The 15,812-nt window shown below is 60.2% G+C and carries 12 protein-coding genes; 9 read left to right on the forward strand and 3 right to left on the reverse strand.

Translation table 11 applies throughout. The features are described 5' to 3' along the window. Nucleotides 1-3 precede the first annotated feature (3 nt). Both tssM and U6115_RS20480 read right to left on the reverse strand, forming a co-directional pair. Nucleotides 4-3,801 (reverse strand): type VI secretion system membrane subunit TssM, encoded by a 3,798-nt coding sequence (tssM, locus tag U6115_RS20475; RefSeq protein ID WP_043581352.1) that lies wholly within the window; start codon nucleotides 3,799-3,801, stop codon nucleotides 4-6. A gap of 33 nt (nucleotides 3,802-3,834) precedes the next feature. Beyond that, nucleotides 3,835-4,416, reverse strand: coding sequence for a M15 family metallopeptidase (locus U6115_RS20480; RefSeq protein WP_230623467.1), 582 nt, complete (start codon nucleotides 4,414-4,416; stop codon nucleotides 3,835-3,837). Between the two features lie 445 nt (nucleotides 4,417-4,861). Between U6115_RS20480 and tssJ the strand changes: the two genes are divergently transcribed. From tssJ to U6115_RS20525, 9 genes are all read left to right on the forward strand, one after another. Next, the gene (gene tssJ / locus U6115_RS20485) at nucleotides 4,862-5,395 is read left to right on the forward strand and encodes a type VI secretion system lipoprotein TssJ (protein WP_080770377.1); all 534 of its coding nucleotides are present in this window, start codon (nucleotides 4,862-4,864) and stop codon (nucleotides 5,393-5,395) included. Nucleotides 5,396-5,439: 44 nt separating this feature from the next. Next, nucleotides 5,440-6,786, forward strand: a complete 1,347-nt coding sequence (gene tssK, locus U6115_RS20490; protein WP_043581355.1) for a type VI secretion system baseplate subunit TssK — start codon at nucleotides 5,440-5,442, stop codon at nucleotides 6,784-6,786. Between the two features lie 7 nt (nucleotides 6,787-6,793). After that, nucleotides 6,794-7,495 (forward strand): type IVB secretion system protein IcmH/DotU, encoded by a 702-nt coding sequence (gene icmH, locus U6115_RS20495; RefSeq protein ID WP_043581360.1) that lies wholly within the window; start codon nucleotides 6,794-6,796, stop codon nucleotides 7,493-7,495. After that, nucleotides 7,492-7,971 carry a type VI secretion system baseplate subunit TssE gene (tssE, locus tag U6115_RS20500; protein ID WP_043581363.1) on the forward strand — a complete coding sequence of 160 codons (480 nt, stop codon included), beginning with the start codon at nucleotides 7,492-7,494 and terminating at the stop codon, nucleotides 7,969-7,971. Before icmH ends, tssE begins: the two co-directional genes overlap by 4 nt. A gap of 19 nt (nucleotides 7,972-7,990) precedes the next feature. Further along, nucleotides 7,991-10,873, forward strand: coding sequence for a type VI secretion system Vgr family protein (locus U6115_RS20505; RefSeq protein ID WP_101527490.1), 2,883 nt, complete (start codon nucleotides 7,991-7,993; stop codon nucleotides 10,871-10,873). Continuing rightward, nucleotides 10,866-12,404 (forward strand): peptidoglycan DD-metalloendopeptidase family protein, encoded by a 1,539-nt coding sequence (locus U6115_RS20510; protein ID WP_080770315.1) that lies wholly within the window; start codon nucleotides 10,866-10,868, stop codon nucleotides 12,402-12,404. The genes U6115_RS20505 and U6115_RS20510 overlap by 8 nt, the downstream gene beginning before the upstream one ends. Next, complete coding sequence (locus U6115_RS20515) at nucleotides 12,397-12,927, forward strand: hypothetical protein (protein WP_146008428.1); 531 nt, start codon at nucleotides 12,397-12,399, stop codon at nucleotides 12,925-12,927. Before U6115_RS20510 ends, U6115_RS20515 begins: the two co-directional genes overlap by 8 nt. A 9-nt stretch (nucleotides 12,928-12,936) precedes the next feature. After that, on the forward strand, nucleotides 12,937-13,512 hold the full coding sequence (locus tag U6115_RS20520; RefSeq protein WP_146008427.1) for a hypothetical protein: 576 nt from the start codon (nucleotides 12,937-12,939) through the stop codon (nucleotides 13,510-13,512). 72 nt (nucleotides 13,513-13,584) lie between these two features. Then, nucleotides 13,585-14,826, forward strand: a complete 1,242-nt coding sequence (locus tag U6115_RS20525; protein WP_146008426.1) for a hypothetical protein — start codon at nucleotides 13,585-13,587, stop codon at nucleotides 14,824-14,826. A gap of 67 nt (nucleotides 14,827-14,893) precedes the next feature. Here the strand turns inward: U6115_RS20525 and cyoE are convergent, their stop codons facing one another. Then, the gene (gene cyoE / locus U6115_RS20530) at nucleotides 14,894-15,802 is read right to left on the reverse strand and encodes a heme o synthase (protein WP_043579272.1); all 909 of its coding nucleotides are present in this window, start codon (nucleotides 15,800-15,802) and stop codon (nucleotides 14,894-14,896) included. Nucleotides 15,803-15,812: the final 10 nt, after the last annotated feature.

The following is a 15,812-nucleotide window of genomic DNA, read 5'->3' on the forward strand; positions in this document are numbered from 1 at the left end:
CAATTACAACGTCACGCGTTCGGGCAACGTCAGTTTGTAAAGCCGGTTCAACTGCAGCGGATTGACGCCGCCCAGCATGCGGAAATTGAAGCGCACGGTTTGCGCCTCGGCGCCGCTGCCCTTGGGCAGGTTCCAGCTCAGTTGGGCCGAGCCGTCGCCGCCGTCCTGCACCTTGGCGCTGGCCAGCAGGCGCATCAGGCCCATGCGGCCAGACTGGTTGCCCACCACGGTGCTGGCGCCGGCGTAGTTGACCACCTGGATGCGGGCGCCTTCGCCGCCGCCACTGCCCGGCCAGTTGAACGGCTGCCACGGCTGCGGGCCGTTGCGGTAGCGCAGCTCCTGGCCGTCTATGCTGAGCACGGTTTCGGACAGGCCCGGGGTCGGCAGCGGCTGCAGCTCGAAGCGGCTGTTCTCGCCATCCTGCAACTGGCTGTTGGCCAGCGCCATCAGCCGGCTGACGCCGGTGAGGAATTCCGGATTGAAGCGCACGCCCTGGTTGCCCCAGGCGCGCGGCACCAGGCTGTCGCCCTTCTTCTGCACCAGGCCGTTCAGGTATTTGTTGACGAACTTGTCCAGCGTGCCGTCATTGGCCTTGACGAAGCGGTTGATGTCCGCCACCGAGGCGCTGCTGCTGGAGTCGCTGAACGGGTACTTGCCGGCCAGCTGTTTCCACTGCGGCAGCACTTCGTTGGCCCAGGCCTGGTTGATGTCCTGCGCCACCGGGCCCAGCAAGGCGCTGTACGACTGCGACAGCGGCCGCACCAGCATCGGCCGCACCATCTCGATGGTGTCCGGCGTCGCGCCGTTCAGCAGGGTGTTGTCGACATAGGACAGCGTGTCGCCCAGTTCGGAACCGGAGCCGTTCAACGTCGACTGCAGCGCGGTGCGCGCCTGCGGGCCGGGCTCGTCGGTGGTAGCGATGGCCGCCATCTTCACTTTCAGCTTGGCCAGCTGGTCGAGGTAACCGTTGATCGGCGGATTGTCGCCCTTGACCAGCGCGGCCACGCCGGCGAACTGCGCGCCCACCACGCCGAACTGCTTGTCGCTCTTGGCGTCGGCCGGGCTATCCGCGCCCTTGAACAGTTCGGTGGTTTTTTCCAGCACCGAGCGCTTGGCGGTCTCCAGCGAGCGGTTCAGCTCGGACGGATTGTCCCAGGCGGTTTCCTGCGCCGCGCGCGCCAGGATCAGCCTGATCGGCGAGTTCTGCTTGTCGGAGAGGCGGGTCATCGCCGACGCCGACTGCGCCGGATTGGTGATGTCGCGCACCACCACGCCCTGCAGGAATTTGTGCCAGGCGGCGATGTATTGGGCGCGGTACAGCGCTTCCAGCGCGGCGCGGTTCTTCTCGGCGTCGCCGTCCTTGCCCAGGTTGTCCTGGCTGCTGGAGGCCAGCACCCAGTCGTCGCTGCGGATCTCGCCCTTGCTCGCCTCGTCGATGGCGGCGCGCACATAGGTGTTCCACGCCTCGCGGGTGTAGGCGCCCTCCACCATCTGGCTGCTGGCCATGATGTCCATGTCGCGGTTGTCGAGGATGCGGGCCACGGTCAACGGCGCGAAACGGGTGTTGGCGCGCGCCTTGATCTCGCTGAACACGCGCTCCTGCGCCGACAGGCGCTTGAACGAGCCGCGCAGCACGTCGCGGGCGTCGGCCACCACCTTGGGATCGTTGTCGATCAGCGGCAGGTCCGGCTCCTTGATCTGGCTGACATAGAACGCCACCAGCTTCTCGGCCTGGCCCATCACCTCGTTGACCGGGTACTCGCCGCGCTGGCTCTCCAGCCACGGCCGCCAGTAGCGCGGCAGTTGGTCGGCCAGCTGCGCCTCTTCCATACGGCGCTGCTCATGCAGCATCAGATAGGTTTTCAGCGCGTTGTAGCCGACATCCAGCTGCTGCGGATTCTGCGGCTTGCCGGCGGTTTCGCCGCCGATGGCCGGCGCCGAGGCGTCCAGCTTGGCGGTGGTCGCGCGTTGCGGCAGCTCCAGCGCGCTCAGGTTGATATTGGGCAGCGCATGGCCCTTCGGACGCGGCTTGTACTGTTTGATCGGCTTGGCCGGCTGCGGCTTGGGCTCGGGTTTGGCTTCCGGCTTGGGCTGCGGCTTCGGCGGCTCGCTGACCGCCACCGGCTGCGGCACGCCGGGCTTAAGCGCCGCCAGCGTGGTTTCCAGGTTTTTCTGCACCGGGCGCAGCATCACGTCCTTGACGCCGGCGAAGTAGGCCTTGCGCAGATTGCGCTCGAGTTCTTCGCCCTGGTAGAGGCCCATGCCGATCTGCCACGGCTCGCCGTTGCGGCGGTAGTTCTGCAGCTCTTCCAGCCGGTTCTGCAGGATCAGCAGGCCCTTCAGGCGGTCGTACAGCTGGCCGGAAGCGGCCAGTTTCTGCGCCTGCGCGCGCTCGGCGCTGACCTGCGCGATCAATTGCTGGTTGCCGACGAACGACCAGGTCCACAGACCGGCCACCGCCGCCAGGCTGACCACGCCGGCGATCATGCCGGCCAGGCGCCAGCGGCTGCCGCTGGGCTTGGTCTGCTGGAAAATCAGGTGTTGGTCGGGGAACAGCACTTCGCGGAACAGGCCGCGCAGGAAGTAACTGTATGAAGCCGGCGCCTGATGCTTGTCCAACCCGCCGGCGGACAGGTCGAACTGCCCCTGCACGCGGCCGGCGGTGACGATGCGCGGCACGCCTTCTTGCAGCGCGCTGGTGAAATAGAAGCCGCGCAGCAACGGGCGCGAATGGTACGGGTCTTCCTCGAACAGCAGGCGGACGAACTTGACCACCGCCTCCTGCAGGCCATGGAACTCGATCGGGAAGGCGAAGTGCGCCGACTTGACCGCGTCGCCGCGCGCCTGCGACAGCTGCTCCTCGCCCATTTGCACCAAGCCGCGGTACAACTGCTCGAACTGCTGCGACACCACGGCGGAGGCATCGAAGCCGGTGCCTTGGTCGGCCGACAGCGTGGCGCCCCAGACGCGGGAGCGCTCCTCCTCGCCGGCCTCGTTGAAGAACTGGGCGAAGCCGCCCAACAGGTCTAGCTTGGTGAACACCAGGTAGATCGGCACCATCAGGCCGAAGGTATTGCACACTTCGTGGATGCGCTCGCGCACCTGGCGCGCGTACAGCACGAAGCCTTCGCTATTGTGCTGCGCCAGCTCCGGCAGGCTGATCGCCACCATGATGCCGTTGACCGGCGCCTTGGCGCGGTATTGCTTCAGCAGCTTGAGGAAGGCCAGCCACTCGCCGCGGTCTTCGCTCTCGGTGGCGTAGCGGCCGGCGGTATCCAGCAGCACGCCCTCGGTGGAGAAGAACCAGTCGCAGTTGCGGGTGCCGCCCACGCCCTGGATGCCGCTCTTGTCGCTGAACGGGAAACTCAAGCCGGATTGCAGGATCGCGGAACTTTTACCCGCCGCCGGGTGCCCGATGATCATGTACCAAGGCAGCTCATACAGCGCCGCGCTGCCGCGCGCGTTGCCGATATTCGACTTTTTCAGCGTGTCGATCGCGCCCAGCATGCGCTGGCGCAGCAAGGTCACTTCGGCGCGCTTGTCGGCGCTGGCGTTGATCACCGCCTCATCCGCCTGGCGCCGCAACATGCCCTCCAGCAGCCCGCCCGCCCGGCGCGCCAACACCTGGCCGACCAGCAAGGCCAGCACCCATACGATCATCACCACGACGATCCACCCCAAGCGCGCCTCCAGCGACTTGAGGCCCAGCCAGGGTCCCAGCCACCAGATCAAGGCGATCAGGATCAAAAACCCGATGGCGGACGCCACCTTGGCATTGCGTAGCCAACCTTTGTTAAACACCGAATTTACCTTCCCTTAGAAGCTAAAAGACAATCATTTGTTCTTGTGCGCCAGCAATGCCCGCAAGGAGCCGGTGCGCTCGATATGGCCGTAGTCGCGGAAGCTCCACACGCCGCCCCAGCCCAGCCCCTGTGCCTTGGCCTCCTCGCCCAGCGCGGTATAGGCCTGCATCGCCCACGGATCGCGCTCCGAGATCACCACCTTGCCGTTTCTCACCGGGGCAAGGTCGGCAGCCAGGCCGTACTGGTGCTTGCTCTCCCCGCCCTTGGCCTGCGTCACTTTGGCGCTGCCGCCGGCCAGGCGGTTCTGCCGCTCGGCGCTGCGATAGCCCTCCAGCAGCACCATCGGAAAACCGCGGGCCTTCATCTTTTCCATCACCCGCAGCACATCCTGTACGAAAGCGGGGTCCATCCGGCTCCAATCGCGGTCGGCCTTGTCCAGCGCCAATTGCGGCTTCTCGGCCACCGCGTCGACAAAGGCGCTGGGCGGCAGCGGCGGCGGCGGCACGAGCTTTTCCTCCAGCAGCGCCTGCCGGATCTGGCTGCCGTGGGCATATTCATTCGGGGTGAATTGGGGGTCCTGATGATAGCCGCCAAAGTGCAGCGTAATTGCCACAACGGCCCCGACCAACATTAGCGACAACAAAGGCAGAAACAACGTCAGCGAGCGTCTATTCACCCAGCCGCGCGCAGCCGAAACCGTTCCGGACAAACGCGAAGACGCCTCGTCATTCCGGCTTTCCTCAACTGCGGCAAAGGCCGGATTTTGAGGAATCTCAATCGGCGCCTGAACCACCCGAAGCCTTGCCCCGCCAAGAAAATAACGCCACCCCAACCACAACATGAGCAATAAGATGCAAGCCACCGCCAGTGGCACAATTAACGTCATTGGAATTTTTTATACAAACGATTGATGAACCGGCAAATTACGCGATATGCTTGATTTGATTTGCAAAGAAGTCAAGTGCCGGGGTCGAATTCGATACGGCACATGCAAGCAGAGACAAGCGTATTCTTTAGAATGAACCGTTGTATGCCGTCTTATTTCAGGTGCCGATTATATGGATTTAACTAAACGCTGGCAAAAAACTTGCTTGATGATCGCGGCGCTGGCCTTGCCGCTGCTGGGCGGCTGCGCAGGCCCGAAAAACATCACTCTCAGCAGCGAAGCCACCACCGCGCTGAACCGCGACAAGCATGGCAAACCATTGTCTGTGGTAGTACAAGTTTATCAATTGAAATCGGACCAAGGATTTAAACTACTCACACCTGACCTTTTGGCCAGTGGAAAGCCGATAGCAGATGTGTTAGGCGCTTCGGTAATATCCAGCAAAGAATTGATATTCGTTCCGGGCGGCAAGCAGGAACTGGATATGACAATCCTGGAAGACGCCAATTATGTTGGCGTAATCGGTTATTTCCGTCAGCCGAATCCCCACTTCTGGCGTTTGCTTTATGATGCCGGCCGCGTGCGCAGCAAGGACCTCAAATTCAAAGTCGACGACTGCTATTTGCAGGCGATCAAACCCGAAGCGATTCAGCTGCCAGACCAGCCCAATACCGGCGCAGTCGATTGTTCCACCGCGCGCAACTAGAATAGCGGCCATCACCTCCCAATTCAGCCAAGGTTCAAGCAGCAATGCTTCATGCACAGAGAATATTATGGGGCGAAGGCATGTTCCTTCGCCCGCAGCACTTTCAGCAACAGGCTTTATTTCTGGAGCAAGCCCAATCCAGCCTGCTGCGGCTGACCCATCGCCACGCCTGGGGCATCCAAAAGCTGTCGCTGGATGAAGCGGCGCTGAAAGGCGGCATCATCCGCGTCGACGAGCTGACTGCGCTGTTCCGCGACGGCTCGCTGTGCCAGGCGCCCGCCAGCGCCCCGCTGCCGCTCAGCCGCGACCTCGCCTCCATGCCGCAGATCGGCATCAAGACCACGTTGTACGCCTGTCTCGCGCAACTGCAGCCCTATGGCGGCAACACCCGCGGCGGCGAGGCCAGCGCCCGGCCGACCCGCTTCCACAGCGACCACAGCGAAGTCTCCGATCTGTACACCCAGGCGCTGGCGGCCGACCTCTCCACCCTGCAGCTCGACATCAAACTGATGCTGGAGGAGGAAAACCGCGACGGCTACGACTCCATCCCGCTGTGCCAGCTGGAAAAGGACGCCACCGGCCAATGGACGGTAGGCAAGGAGTTCCTGCCGCCGCTGCTGGCGATCGAGGGTTCCGGCGAAATGATGCAGATGCTGCGCCGGCTGCTCGACATATTGCTGGTGAAGAGCCAGGCACTGTCCGGTGCCCACCGCGAGCGCGCCAAGAGCGTGATGGAGTTCGGCTCGGCCGACATCAGCTCGTTCTGGCTGCTGCACACCGTCAATCGCAACTTCGCCCGCCTGCGCCACCTGTCGCAATGCCAGCCGCTGCATCCGGAAGAGCTGTACATGGCCTTGGCCGAGTTCTGCGGCGAACTGCAGACTTTCGCCACGCTGTACACGCTGTCCGACATCCCGGCCTACCGCCACGACCAGCTGCACCTGGTATTCCCGCCGCTGGACCTGCAAATCCGCGAACTGCTGGAAACCGTGGTATCGGCCCGCTACAAGGTGATTCCGCTGCACTCGCCGCGGCCCTCCTTCCATATCGGCCGGCTGGAAAGCGACCGGCTGCTGGACAATGTCGACTTCTACCTGTCGGTGCAAAGCGACCAACCCGCCAGCTACATCCTCGACAACGTGCCGCTCAAGCTCAAGATCGGCGCGCCGGACGATGTCGAACGCATCCTCAACTCGGCGATGCGCGGCGTCAGCCTGGCGCACTCGGCGCAAACGCCGTCGGCCATCCCGGTGCGCGTGGGCAACCACTACTTCGCGCTGGAGCCGGGCAGCGAGATCTACAGCCGCATGCTGCAGTCCCGCAGCATCTGCATCTACGTGCCGCAGACGCTGGCCAATATTTCCATAGAACTGATAGCGGTCTTCCGCTGATATCGACATGAACCAAGCAAGCATCCAAACCGCGGAACGCGCCTTGAGCGTAGCCGCCCCCGCCGCGCCCAGCCTGCGCGAAATGCTGGAAGACGGCATCTATCTGCTGTTCCTGCTGAAGGAAGGCAACGCCCCCAGCAGCGCCGTGGAGTTCAACCGCCGCGTCGACCACTTCCTCGGCCAGTTCGAGCGCAACGCGCGCAATTTCGGCAAGGACGGCAACGCCATCAGCCATTCCAAATACGCGTTCTGCGCGCTGATGGACGAAATCATCCTGTCGTCCGATTTCGCGCTGCGCGACGAATGGGAACGCATGCCGCTGCAGCTGCGCTTGTTCGGCGAACACCTGGCCGGCGAGGGCTTCTTCAATCGCCTGGAACAGCTGCGCGACGCGCCGGCTGAAAACATCGAGGCGCTGGAGGTGTTCTACACCTGCCTGCTGCTGGGCTTCCAGGGCAAGTACTTGCTGGAAGGCGAGGAGAAACTGGGCTACCTGCTGCACAAGCTCGGCCAGGAAATCCAGCAAATCCGCGGCGGCAAGGCCGATTTCGCGCCCAACTGGCAGCTGCCGCAACGCTTCCAGGCCTTTGTCCGCCATGAGCTGCCGCTGTGGCTGTATTTCGCGCTGCTGGCCGTCGCAGGCGCCGGCATCTTCATCGCCTTCCGCTGGATGCTGGCGCGCCAGGCGGCTTCCGTATTCGGCTTATGAGCAGCAACCGCCACGCGCAGATTCTGCCATCGGTGCTGGACCGTTTGCTGGACGACGCTCCGGACCTGAGCCACATCGAAGCGATCAGCCTGTTTGAGCTCTCGCAGTTCAAGCAGGCGTTGGCGCGCGACCTGGAAGCCTTGCTCAACACCCGGCTGATGCCGCTGGACGAGCTGTTCGAGCCCTTCCCGCGGGCCCGCGACAGCCTGCTCAGCTACGGCATACCCGACCTGTCCGGCATCAGCCTGCTCAACCCGGACGACCGCGAAACGCTGCGCGAACAGCTGCGCCGCTCGATAGAACTGCACGAGCCCAGGCTGTCGCGCGTGCGCGTCAACCTGGACGCGCCGCGCGAGTTGGAGCGCCACCTGCGCTTTCGCGTGGACGCGGTGCTGAAAGTGCACCCGCACCGGCCGCCGGTGACATTCGACGCCACCCTGCAACTATCCTCCAACGTTTACAAGGTGCAGGGCTGAACGCCCTCTTCTTTCGATCATGGACCTCACCAACCTGCTGTCCTCCTTCGCCTCCGCCTTCACCCAGGACCGCCGCCAGCTCACCCTGCAACTGGGCGACGGCCATGTCGCGGCCGAGCAGCTGCTGCCGCAAAGCTTGGACGGCGAGGAAGGCGTGTCCCGGCCCTATCGCTTCACCCTGACCTGCCTGTCGCCCGACGGCGCCATCGCACTCAAGACCCTGCTCGGTCAATCCGCCCGCCTCGGCATCGCCGACGCCCAGGGCCAGGAGACGATACGCTGCGGCGTGGTGTCCCAGGCCCGGCAGCTGGGCGCCGACGGCGGCTTCGCCCGCTACGAACTGACCATCGAGCCGCCGTTCGCGTTGCTGCGCCACCGCCGCACCTCGCGGGTGTTCCAGGACCTGACGGTGCCCGACATCGTCCAGCAGATCCTGCAAGAGCACCAGGCCGCCAACCCGGCCTTCGCCCGCGGCCAGGCCATCGAAATCCAGGTCGGCCCGGCGCAGCCGCGCAGCTACTGCCTGCAATACCGCGAAAGCGACTATGACTTCATCGTCCGCCTGCTGCACGAGGAAGGCTACGCCTGGCGCTTCGAGCATGTCGACGGCGACACGCCCCAGGTCAAGCTGGTGGTGTTCGACGACGCCTACAGTCTGCCGCCGGCCGAGGTGGAACGCGTGCGCTTCCACCGCAGCGACGCCACCGAAGACGAGGATGGCCTCACCGCCTGGCACGCCAGCCGCCAGATCGTCCCCGGCAACGTCGCGCTGGCCAGCTTCGACTACCAGCCGGTGTCCACCCAGCACAGCGGCGACAGCAGCCAGATCGACCAGGGCCAGGGCGGCCAGGCGCTGCAATCCAGCCTGCAGGACTACGACCCGCAGGGCCTGTACTACGCCGGCGACGCCGACCAACTGAGCCACTACGCCCGGCTGCGCCAGCAGGCGCACGACCTGCAGGCCAAACAATTCGAAGGCGGCGGCGCCGTCCGCGGCCTCACCGCCGGCCAATGGTTCCGCCTGGACGACCACCCGGCGCACGAAGCCGACAGCCACGAACAGCGCGAATTCGTCGTCACCGGCCAGACGCTGCAAGCGCGCAACAACCTGCCCAGCGAGCTGACCCAGCAACTGCGCGCCCTCGCCCCCAGCCTGCTGGCCGACAGCGACAGCCAGGCCGCCCCCTTCGCCAGCCAGATCCAGGCGCAGCGCCGCGGCATCCCGCTGACGCCGGCCTACGCCGGCACCGAATCGGCCAAGCCCACCAGCCTCGGCGTGCAGACCGCCACCGTGGTCGGCCCCGCCGGCGAAGAAGTCCACACCGACGCCCAGGGCCGCATCAAGGTGCAATTCCACTGGCAGCGGCCGGACGAACACCCGACCATCGGCGCCGGAATGGACGACACATCCTCCTGCTGGCTGCGCGTCGCCATGCCCTCGGCCGGCGCCGGCTGGGGCCACCAGTTCATCCCGCGCATCGGCCAGGAAGTGCTGGTCGACTTCATCGAAGGCGACATCGACCGCCCCGTCATCACCGGCGTCTTGTACAACGGCAGCCACCCCACGCCCGACTTCAGCAGCGCCGGCAGCCTGCCCGCCAACAAGACCCTGTCCGGCATCAAATCCAAGGAACACCAGGGCGGCGGCTACAACGAACTGCTGTTCGACGACACCCCCGGCGAAGTGCGCGCCAAGCTATCCAGCGAAGCGGGCAAGACCCAGCTCAACCAGGGCTACCTCGCCCACCCAAGAAGCAACGGCAAAGCCCAGCCGCGCGGCGACGGCTTCGAACTCAGAACCGACCAGCACGGCGCCATCCGCGCCGCCCACGGCCTGCTGCTGTCCACCGAAGCGCAAAACGGCGCATCCGGCAAACAGCTGGCGCGCGAGCACGCCCAAAGCCAGCTCGACGCCGCCCTCAGCCTATCCCAAGCGCTGGCCGAAACCGCCAGCGGCCAACTGGCCGACAGCATGGAAACCGGCCCCGACGAAATCAGCGCGGACAACGCCAAAACCGGCAAGAAATCCCAAGGCCACCTGCAACACCACGCCGACGCGCTGAAGGCCTGGGAAGCCGGCAGCAACACCGACAAAGACGGCAAAACCGCCCAGGACCAAGCCGGCCAACAGCCGCTGCTGGTGCTGTCCGGCCCGGCCGGCATCGCCTCCCTGACCGAGCAGAGCCAAACCGTCTCCGCCGGGCAAAACCTGAACCTGATCGCCCAACGCGACGCCAACCACACCACCGGCCGGCGCTGGATCCACAACGTCGGCCAGCACCTCAGCCTGTTCGTGGCGGGGGTGAAGGACAGGGTGGCGCTGAAGCTGATCGCGGCGAAGGGGAAGGTGCAAGTGCAGGCGCAGAGCGACGCGATGGAGCTGACGGCGGATAAGGATGTGACCATCACGTCCTGCAAGGAAAGAGTTGTCGTCAACGCCAAAAATGAAATCCTGCTGACTGCCGGCGGCGGCTACATTCGCATTTCGGGCGGCAATATCGAAGTTCACTGTCCGGGAACGGTAACGGTGAAAGGAGCAAGCCACTCTCTGAACGGCCCTGCGCAGTTGAAAATGCCATTCCCGGCCATGTCGCTTGCGGAGGAGCAAAAAACCAGCAAGCAAATTTCCATCAACCAATTGATGACGAATCAACTATCCGGCTCCAATCATTCAGATAGTCTCAAGTACACCTATATCGACCCCTCGAACAATAAGACGCTGTTGACAGGCACGCTTTCCAAAACCGGCGAAACCGACAGGGTCTATTCAGAACTACACCAGAACCTCACTCTCATTGTCGAAAATGTAAAAGAACCCTGGTCGGTGATCAAAGACCATCATTATTTTGCCGAAGATACTGATGAAGACGAAGTCATTAACCTGATTGATAGCCATGACTGAAGATAACGACTTTCATGTGTTTGTTGCCACCATCTATGGTGAAGCTGCCGGACAAAGTACAGCATCATGGCAAGCCATAGCCAATGTGATAATGAACCGCATAAAGCAAGGCCGCGAGTGGAAAAAATATAAAACCCCCGCAGACATTGTCAAAAACACCGGTTTTGATGCCTATACTCAGAAAAACAAACCGTACCAAGAAGCATATAACTATCTTGCCAATGGCACGTCTACACCGCACTCTGGCAAGATTGATTTACTAAAATCGACAGTTGCCCCTATCTATACAGGCAATGCTGCAGACAACGCGCAAAGAGCAGTTTTATACTACAGTCCCAAAGCACAAGAGAAGCTTTATAAAAAGGCTCCATCCTGGAATTTTTCACTATTAGAAGAAGTACAAGTCTCCGGCGCGGAAAAAGACGACTTCAAATTCTTCCGATACAAAGATGTCGCGAAGTTAAAGGTCCGCGTCCGTCGAGTTGACCATCCCATCGCCAACCGTGAGGTAAAATTTACCGTCGGAAAGGTTGAAAAACATCTTAAGACAAATAAAGATGGGGAATTGCCAGTTATCCTGACTGACAAGATTGGCGAACAATTCAAGCTTTGGGTTAAAAACTCAAAAGGTGAGCTTGTAAAAGTTTATGATGAAGCCATCACAGCGGCAGAAATTGCGATAGACATCATTCGCAATAAAATTGCACACAATTCTCAAACAGAAAAACACATTGGCAAGCCCATTCCTAAAAGCACTACGTCGCACATCGTGAAAAAGGGAGAAACGCTTTCCAAGATAGCTATGTTATATAGCACCAGCATTGCTGAGATATGCCAAGCAAACAAAATCAAGAATCCGAATAGCATCGCAGTTGGGCAAGAACTAAAACTACCGCAGAAGAAAAATAAAGAAACACCAGAGAAAAAGTCTGCGAAGATAGCCCCTCCTTCTACTGCGCATAGCACTCATGAGGTGCTATCTCATCGAAATGAGGATGGTCATCCGAATGAAACTGTCGGGAAAACCAAACCCGACTCGACCTCGATCGCGAAAATTCTATTCCCCATCGCTGGCCACAATAGAAAAAGCTACAAGCCAGGCACTCCTGGAGAATTTGGTCATAATCGACCAAACTCTAGAAAACACGCGGGTTGTGATATATACGCAGCCGTTGGAACACCAATTCGAGCAGTGGCCGACGGGAAGGTAGTCTTTACTCACGGTTTTTACTGGAAGACCAACGAAGTCAGTATTGACCATGATGGTTTCATCGTACGATATGGCGAGGTGGATCCAGAAAGTATTGCAGTCAAAGTTGGAGACACCGTTAAACGTGGACAAACCATAGCCAAAGTTGGCCAATTAATCATGCCGAGCGGAGAAAAATACAAACAATGCATGCTGCATTTTGAAATGTATAACTCCTCAGATTCTGTTATCAAAGCGACACTCTCCAATAGCTCTAAACCATTCCGCAGAAGAAGCGATTTAATTAACCCAACAGCAACCCTGGATGCCGCAGATGATTAACAAAATAACCTCCTACCTTATTACAATCGCCACTTTCTCAGCATCAACCATGTCAATGGCAGCTGATTTCAGCCAGGGAGAATTTTACTCCCTAGTCGCACAGTCGAAAAACACTGTTGGAAAATCCAGCAGCAGCTTCATCAGAAAAATAAAAGAAAACTGCAAAGCAGATAGCGGGAAAGATAGTTATCTATCTCAAAAAAACTACCAAAACATCTACCACTGCACTATCAACAATGAAGACTACACGCTAGGATTCAATGAAGAAGGAAATAACAAGAAAATCACAAGCAATTACTTTGGCCTACTTGCCCCAAGCAATAAATATCTCGTGCTATTAAAAAGCATACAAAAGACAAGTGGAAAAGGTTATGCGCTAGACAGCACAAAGTCGACGACAAAACGAGTTGGATGGACAAAACCTTTAAACAGCGACAATAACATCAGTATTGAAATAGGGAGTTTGGTTGCAGAGAATAAGTTATTTCTTCAATCTTACCTAGAAGACAGCGGCGCGCCATAAGGAGAGGACATGAAAACGCTAGTAATGTTTTCAATGATGCTATTGCTATCTTTCTCAGCTTTCGCAGAGGAAAATAGAACACCATCGCCTGATAGAAAAGAAACTATTGTTTACAACTGCGGTGACACAAGTTGCTCGGCATGGGTTGAAACTGGAGGAGAAAAGCACTTTTTCTTTCAGGACGTCCCGACCAACACAGTTTCAGCGAAATGGCTTTCGCCAAATCTTGCCCAAGTCTCATTTTCTTGCGGAAGCCCTTGCTCAGTCAGCTTTTTCTATACAAAGGGGAAAGGCGTTTCAAAAGATATTCATGATGTCTTGGCTGTCAATCCCAAACGATCATGTGTACTCATCCCGGTAGAGGATGGCATTGCCACTTATTCAATTTTTGGCAAAACCCAAGAGCCTTCTCTCTGGCATGCCAAATACAATGATAGAAAATTCAATTTTTTCACCCAGTCCGCGGTCATTTTTTCAACCATTCATGCGAAATTCGACCAGGATGGCACGCTGCAGTTGAACTACACACAAAAAAATGGCCAAGATGCTCAGCATAAAATCATCAAATCCTGCGGTGAAAAATAGAATATTCTTCGCTTAATGTAACTCACACATCGAAACGTGCCATATATTCACGTATGCTGCACTGAAGCCATTATGCGAATCCAACGCTATCAGCTGCTACTATTGGGCAGTCTTTTCGCCGCCGCACAAACAGAGGCATCCGACCATCAGGAGGATGCCAATATCGCTCTAAGCTGGAACACGCTGCACTTGCATGCTGATCAAACGCTGGCCGGCGCCAATGCCGGCCAGTACTCGGCAAAGAACCTGTTTGATCCGAATCCAGCTAAAGCCTGGGTGTTTCATGCCCAGCAGCGATACACGCAATCAGAAGAGATCACTCCAGTAGCGCTTACGCTGACACTGACGCGGCCAAGCTCGCTGTTTGCCATCGCGCTGACGCCGGGCTACGCCAAGTCGGCGGCCACCCAGTTTCAGAATGCCTCGCCCAAGCTGGTCAAGATCAGCCTATACCGCGCGGGAGAAGCCAAACCGTTTGAAGCCCGCCTGTTCAAGCTGGCCTACCATGCGCGCCAATATCCGCTTGCCCAGCTGCGCCGGCAGCTAGGCGACACCGCTTTTATCGATCAGACCGACGACTTCATCACCGGAAAGTCCGATAGCGCGCTCAACACCGCCGAACGGCTGCTGCTGATCAACCCAGGCGACGAGCCCGTTGCCAAGGTAGAGTTGAGCGTCTCGGTGATTGAAGCTGGCGCCAAATACACCGATACCGCCATCAGCAAGCTGAGGCTGCTGGATAGGCAGGCCGATGGTCAGTCGGCGGAGTATCGGCTGGCGCAATATATTGAGCGCGACCTGGATACCCAGCTGCAGAGACTCAATGGCAGCCCGCTGTGCCTCACCTACTCGACTCAGAAGCCATGGCCGATGCTGATGCGGCATGCCTGCTCCGCTCCCCGGGTGCAGATCGAGCATGCTGATGACGGGCAAGACGATATCCTTTTCACTCGCCGCGACCCGCTCAGCGGCGAATACCAAATTCCTTTCGCCACCGCGTTGCGCGATGGCCAGACGCGAATAACAAACGGCGAACGGCATTTGCGCGTCAGCGCCGCCGATCTACAGAATCAGGAATGGATACTGACCCGGGACAGCCAGGGCGCGTTGCGGGCCTGGTCCGGGATGGCGTTGACCCAAGCCTTCCTGGCCAACCGCCGCGACGGCATGGAGAAAGCCTATCTGCAACCGCAGGACAGCGCTTACTTCTTCTTCGCTTACGCCCGCTTGCAGCTAGCCCTCTCCCCTGCCGGATATCGGCCCAGCGTGTATGGCCCCGCCGGCCGGCAAGACGTCGCCTGGCCGCCGCGCTGACGAACAGCCAAACAAAAACGGGGAGCCGCTTGCGCCGCTCCCCGTTTGCCATCAGACGGTATCGATCTTAGCCGTAGTGGCCCGCATTCGCGGCAGCCACCGCGCGGCTGTGCGGCGGCGTCTGCCCATCCACCGCCATCATCACGCTCAGCGAGGTGATGGTGATGATGGAGAAGAAGAACACTTGGCGCGCCCAGGCCCTGTCGTCGGTTTCGCGCTTGTAGCCGGACAGCGCCATCTTCAGCCACCACAGGCTGGTGGCCACCGCCACCGCCAGGTAGCCGTAGCCGGCGTAGCCGCCGTACACCAACATCACGGTCGCCGCGGCGAAAGCCAGGATGTAGAGCACGATCTGCTGCTTGGCGGCGGAGATGCCCTTCACCACCGGCAGCACCGGGATGCCGGCCGCCTCGTAGTCCTTGAAGCGGAAAATGGCGATCGCGTACGAGTGCGGCATCTGCCACAGGCTGAACATCACCAGCAAAATGGCAGCGCCCATGTCGAAGCGGCCGGTGACGGCGCAGTAGCCCGCCACCGGCGGCACCGCGCCGGACAGGCTGCCCACCAGGGTGCCGTACACCGAGTTGCGCTTCATGTACAGGCTGTACACGCCGACATAGATCACAAAGCCGAACAGCACGCAGCCGGTGGCCAGCGGATTGGTGCCGAACCACAGCAGGGCGAAGCCCGCCAGGCCCAGCACCACGCCGTGCGCCAGCGCGGCCTTGGTGCTCATCGCGCCGGTGACCAGCACCCGTTTCTGGGTGCGGGCCATCTTGGCGTCGATGTCCTGATCGATGCAGTTGTTGATCGCGCAGCCGGAGGCCACCACTAGCGACAGGCCGATGACGGTGGCCGCAAGCAGCCACCAGTCTATCGCCCCCTGCGCCGCCAGCAGAAAACCGCCGGCGGCCGAGATCAGGTTGCCGAAGATGATGCCGGGCTTGGTGACCTGAAGATAACGCTTGAGCTTCAAGACGTTCTCA

It is taken from the genome of Chromobacterium subtsugae (assembly GCF_035919665.1).
Classification (GTDB): Bacteria; Pseudomonadota; Gammaproteobacteria; order Burkholderiales; family Chromobacteriaceae; genus Chromobacterium; species Chromobacterium subtsugae.